Source organism: Morganella sp. EGD-HP17, assembly GCF_000512315.2.
Classification (GTDB): Bacteria; Pseudomonadota; Gammaproteobacteria; order Enterobacterales; family Enterobacteriaceae; genus Morganella; species Morganella morganii.
This window is the reverse complement of the sequence record NZ_AZRH01000038.1, coordinates 1-4,330: the sequence shown is the minus strand read 5'-3', so window position 1 is coordinate 4,330 and position 4,330 is coordinate 1. Positions and strand designations below refer to the sequence as shown.

3 protein-coding genes, 5 tRNA genes and 1 rRNA gene are annotated in these 4,330 nt (G+C 48.7%); 8 read left to right on the top strand and 1 reads right to left on the bottom strand.

Features of this window, described 5'->3' with window-relative positions:
* Nucleotides 1-30 precede the first annotated feature (30 nt).
* The 4 genes from X965_RS18380 to birA all read left to right on the top strand — a co-directional run bounded on the left by X965_RS18380 (nt 31) and on the right by birA (nt 2,410).
* Nucleotides 31-106, top strand: a tRNA-Thr gene (locus X965_RS18380).
* A gap of 34 nt (nt 107-140) precedes the next feature.
* Nucleotides 141-256, top strand: a 5S ribosomal RNA gene (gene rrf, locus X965_RS18375).
* A 139-nt stretch (nt 257-395) separates the two neighbouring features.
* Nucleotides 396-1,433 (top strand): UDP-N-acetylmuramate dehydrogenase, encoded by a 1,038-nt coding sequence (gene murB / locus X965_RS18370; RefSeq protein ID WP_032099285.1) that lies wholly within the window; start codon nt 396-398, stop codon nt 1,431-1,433.
* The gene (birA, locus tag X965_RS18365; RefSeq protein ID WP_004238687.1) at nt 1,430-2,410 is read left to right on the top strand and encodes a bifunctional biotin--[acetyl-CoA-carboxylase] ligase/biotin operon repressor BirA; all 981 of its coding nucleotides are present in this window, start codon (nt 1,430-1,432) and stop codon (nt 2,408-2,410) included. The genes murB and birA overlap by 4 nt, the downstream gene beginning before the upstream one ends.
* Before the next feature lie 28 nt (nt 2,411-2,438).
* Here the strand turns inward: birA and coaA are convergent, their stop codons facing one another.
* Nucleotides 2,439-3,383, bottom strand: coding sequence for a type I pantothenate kinase (gene coaA / locus X965_RS18360; RefSeq protein ID WP_004238689.1), 945 nt, complete (start codon nt 3,381-3,383; stop codon nt 2,439-2,441).
* Between the two features lie 386 nt (nt 3,384-3,769).
* On the opposite strand from coaA, the gene X965_RS18355 reads away from it, so the two are divergent.
* The 4 genes from X965_RS18355 to X965_RS18340 all read left to right on the top strand — a co-directional run bounded on the left by X965_RS18355 (nt 3,770) and on the right by X965_RS18340 (nt 4,205).
* Nucleotides 3,770-3,845, top strand: a tRNA-Thr gene (locus tag X965_RS18355).
* A gap of 16 nt (nt 3,846-3,861) precedes the next feature.
* Nucleotides 3,862-3,946 (top strand) — tRNA-Tyr (locus X965_RS18350).
* A 102-nt stretch (nt 3,947-4,048) separates the two neighbouring features.
* Nucleotides 4,049-4,123: transfer RNA gene (locus tag X965_RS18345), tRNA-Gly, on the top strand.
* 6 nt (nt 4,124-4,129) lie between these two features.
* A tRNA-Thr gene (locus tag X965_RS18340) sits at nt 4,130-4,205 on the top strand.
* The last annotated feature ends 125 nt before the right edge of the window (nt 4,206-4,330 follow it).

Here is a 4,330-nt window from a genome sequence, read left to right as displayed (position 1 = left end):
TTTAAAGTCTGTGCAAAAGCGCAGATTTTTGCTGATATGGCTCAGTTGGTAGAGCACACCCTTGGTAAGGGTGAGGTCCCCAGTTCGAATCTGGGTATCAGCACCATTAATTTAGTTCGGCAGAAATTGAAAAAAATTTGCCTGGCGGCCGTAGCGCGGTGGTCCCACCTGACCCCATGCCGAACTCAGAAGTGAAACGCCGTAGCGCCGATGGTAGTGTGGGGTCTCCCCATGTGAGAGTAGGGAACCGCCAGGTTTTATATTTAAAGAAAGCCACTCATCTGAGTGGCTTTTTTGCATTTGCAGTCCGCCAAAATACAAATTCCCGCAGTGCTGGGATCCGCGTCTGCGGACTGATAAACTAGACAGCATATTTGTCAGATGAGTTTTTCATTATGTCCCTCAAACCTGCTGATTCACTCCGCCAGTTACATACATTTGGTATCGAAGCCGGTGCCCGGCATATTGATGTCGCAGAGACCATTTCTGATCTCTGCCGCTTATGGCTGGCTGCACAAACGGAAAAATCCCCCTTCCTGCTGTTAGGCGGCGGCAGTAATATACTGTTTACTGAGGATTTCAATGGCACCGTTGTCATTAACCGGATCCCCGGCAAGACCGTCCGGGAAACACCGGATGCCTGGTTTATCGAAGTTGGTGCCGGCGAAAACTGGCATGAATTAATCCGCTGGATGCTGGCGAACAGTATTTACGGCATGGAAAACCTGGCGCTGATCCCGGGCTGTGCCGGTACTGCACCGATTCAGAATATCGGGGCATACGGTACCGAATTTAAAGACGTATGTGACTATGTGGATGTCACCTCTCTGTCAGACGGGCAGACAACACGCCTGACTGCAGAGGAATGTCGCTTTGGCTACCGTGACAGTATTTTCAAACATGATTATCAGCAGGGATATGCTATCACAGCGGTGGGACTGAAACTGCCGAAAGTATGGAAACCGAATCTGAGCTACGGTGATTTGAAATCGCTGGATCCAGCGACTGTCACACCTCAGCAGGTATTTGATATGGTCTGTCAGATGCGGATGAGCAAACTGCCGGATCCGGCTGTAACCGGCAATGCAGGCAGCTTTTTTAAAAATCCGGTTGTGACTGCTGAGTGTGCGCAGAAAATCAAAGCACAGTATCCGGACTGCCCGCAGTATGTGGTGGCGGACGGAATCAAACTCGCTGCCGGCTGGCTTATCGACCAGTGTCAGCTGAAAGGCCATCAGGAAGGTGGTGCAGCGGTGCATATGAACCAGGCGCTGGTATTGATTAACCGTGATAATGCAACAGGTGATGATGTTATCCGTCTCGCCCGTTATGTCCGTCAGCAGGTTGCTGCCCGTTTCGGGGTTCAGCTGGAGCCGGAAGTCCGTTTTATCGGCACGGACGGTGAAATCAGTGCCACAGAGGCTATTGCATGAAAGATTACAGTGTACCGCTGACGCTGATTGGCATTTTATCCGACGGTGAGTTCCATTCCGGTGAACAACTCGGCGATAAGCTGGGGATGACCCGGGCTGCAGTTAATAAGCACATCCGCACCTTACGTGAGATGGGTATAGAGATGGAAACGGTCACCGGTAAGGGTTACCGCCTCTTTGCACCGATGAATCTGTTACAGCCCGATGTTATCCGCACGCTGCTGCCCGGGCGAAATGTTGAAGTGCTGCCGGTCATCGGCTCCACCAATCAGCATATGATGGATAAAGTGGGGGAATTGACATCTGGTGATGCCTGTGTGGCGGAATACCAGTATGCCGGACGCGGTCGCCGCGGGCGGCAGTGGATCTCTCCGTTTGGCCGCAATCTGTATCTTTCTCTGTACTGGCGCCTTGAGCAGGGACCCGCAGCGGCTATCGGGCTGAGTCTGGTAGTCGGTATTGTGCTTGCTGAGACACTGCATGAGCTGGGTGCGACCGGTGTAAAAGTCAAATGGCCGAATGACTTATATCTGGATGACAAAAAACTGGCCGGGATCCTGGTCGAACTTCAGGGAAAAACCGGGGATGCCGCGCATGTGGTTATCGGGATCGGGATTAACCTGACCATGGAAAGTAGTGGTACAGATCAGATTGGCCAGCAGTGGATCAATCTGCAGCAATCCGGTATTCAGATCGACCGTAATATATTATCTGCAGAGTTTATTAAACATCTGACAGATGCGTTGCACTTGTTCGAAAAAAGCGGACTGACCCCGTTTATTGAACGCTGGTATGCTTTTGATAATTACCTTAATCGTGAAGTAAAACTGATTATTGGTGAGCGTGAGGTCTTTGGCGTTTCCAGAGGGATAAACGGGCAGGGTGCTTTGTTATTAGATCAGTTTGGTGAAATTACCCCCTATATCGGCGGAGAAATATCACTTCGCGGTGTGAATTCAAAAAATAAACCGGCCTGAGCCGGTTTATTTTTAACAGAAAAACTGATTATTTCCGCAGTTTCACATTGGTCACCATATGATTGGTGCCTTTGGTCATCACCAGGCTGGCCCGCTCTCTGGTCGGCAGAATATTTTCATGCAGATTCAGGCCGTTAATCTCATCCCAGATTGTTGAGGCAATGCTGACGGCCTCACTTTCCTCAAGTTGCGCATAGTGATGGAAATAGGAATTAGGATCACTGAATGCGCCCTGACGGAATTTCAGGAACCGCCCGATATACCAGCTCTTCAGTAATTCTTCCGGCGCATCCACATAAATAGAGAAATCCACAAAATCGGACACGAACACATGGTGCATGGCTTCCGGATAATCCATCCCGCTCTGCAGCACATTCAGGCCTTCCAGGATCACGATATCCGGCTGCTCAACCACTAACTGTTTATCCGGGATAATGTCATAGGTCAGATGTGAATAAACCGGCGCCAGAACCCGCGGGGTACCGGATTTCACTTCAGAAACGAAACGCACCAGATTATGCATGTCATAGGATTCAGGGAATCCTTTCTTCTTCATAATACCGCGTTCATTCAGCACAGAATTGGGATGAAGAAAACCATCAGTGGTAATCAAATCCACTTTGCGATGTTCCGGCCAGCGGCTCAGTAGCGCCTGCAATAACCGGGCGGTGGTACTTTTTCCGACTGACACACTGCCGGCAATACCAATCACATAAGGGACTTTCGCTTCATTTCTGCCGAGGAACTGCTCCAGTACGGCCTGACGGCGCAGGTTTGAGCTGATATAGAAGTTCAGCAGACGGGACAGTGGCAGATAAATCGCGATAACTTCATCAATCGAGATTTCATCGTGGATACCGCGCAGATCGTCAATTTCCTGCTCAGACAACGTCATCGGAACGGAGTTACGCAGGGTCGCCCACTGACTGCGGCTGAAATGGAGATAAGGAGAGAGCGATTTTTCTTTATACATAAACCAACAGCTGCCTTTATTACGCAGGTTGGACAGGTCATTAATACCCGTACCGGCTGAAAATAAATCGCATCATAGCGAGAGATGAGAGTCAGGCGTAGCAATTTTTTTGAAAAAATGCATTTTTTTTGATGTCGCGGACATAAATTACATTGCGCATGACATAAACAAGGAGTCAAAAATAAGCGGATTATTGGTTTTTACGGTAGTCCATCTGTGTGATTACTGAGAGTTTAAGTGATAAGTATCGCTGCTAATTTGTACATTACCTATTGAAAAAAACAGCAAAATACGGAAGAATGTCCACTTTGTGAGCAAAAGAACAATTTCAGCGATTTTTTTGTTGCATCCTGCGCAAAGTCTCCATAGAATGCGCAGCACTTGATGCCGGCATAGCTCAGTTGGTAGAGCAACTGACTTGTAATCAGTAGGTCCCGAGTTCGACTCTTGGTGCCGGCACCATTTAACAATTTGGAAAGGTGGGATACCCAAGCGGCCAAAGGGAGCAGACTGTAAATCTGCCGTCACAGACTTCGAAGGTTCGAATCCTTCTCCCACCACCATCTAATGTGAATTATTATCCTGAGTGTTTTACTCAAGACTCCTTCGATGTAAAATACTCCGGATTCAGTTACAGCAGATTAAAGTCAGGTAGCCGAGTTCACGCGGGCATCGTATAATGGCTATTACCTCAGCCTTCCAAGCTGATGATGCGGGTTCGATTCCCGCTGCCCGCTCCAAGATGTGCTGATATAGCTCAGTTGGTAGAGCGCACCCTTGGTAAGGGTGAGGTCGGCAGTTCGAATCTGCCTATCAGCACCACTTCCGTTGTTCTCCATTCCTTGATTTTTTTCCCTGTAAATATCCAGACAAGCAATACTGCTTGGTTGATGTGGTGAAACCACCGATTCCGTGTCTTAGAGGGACAACTAATGTCTAAAGAAAAG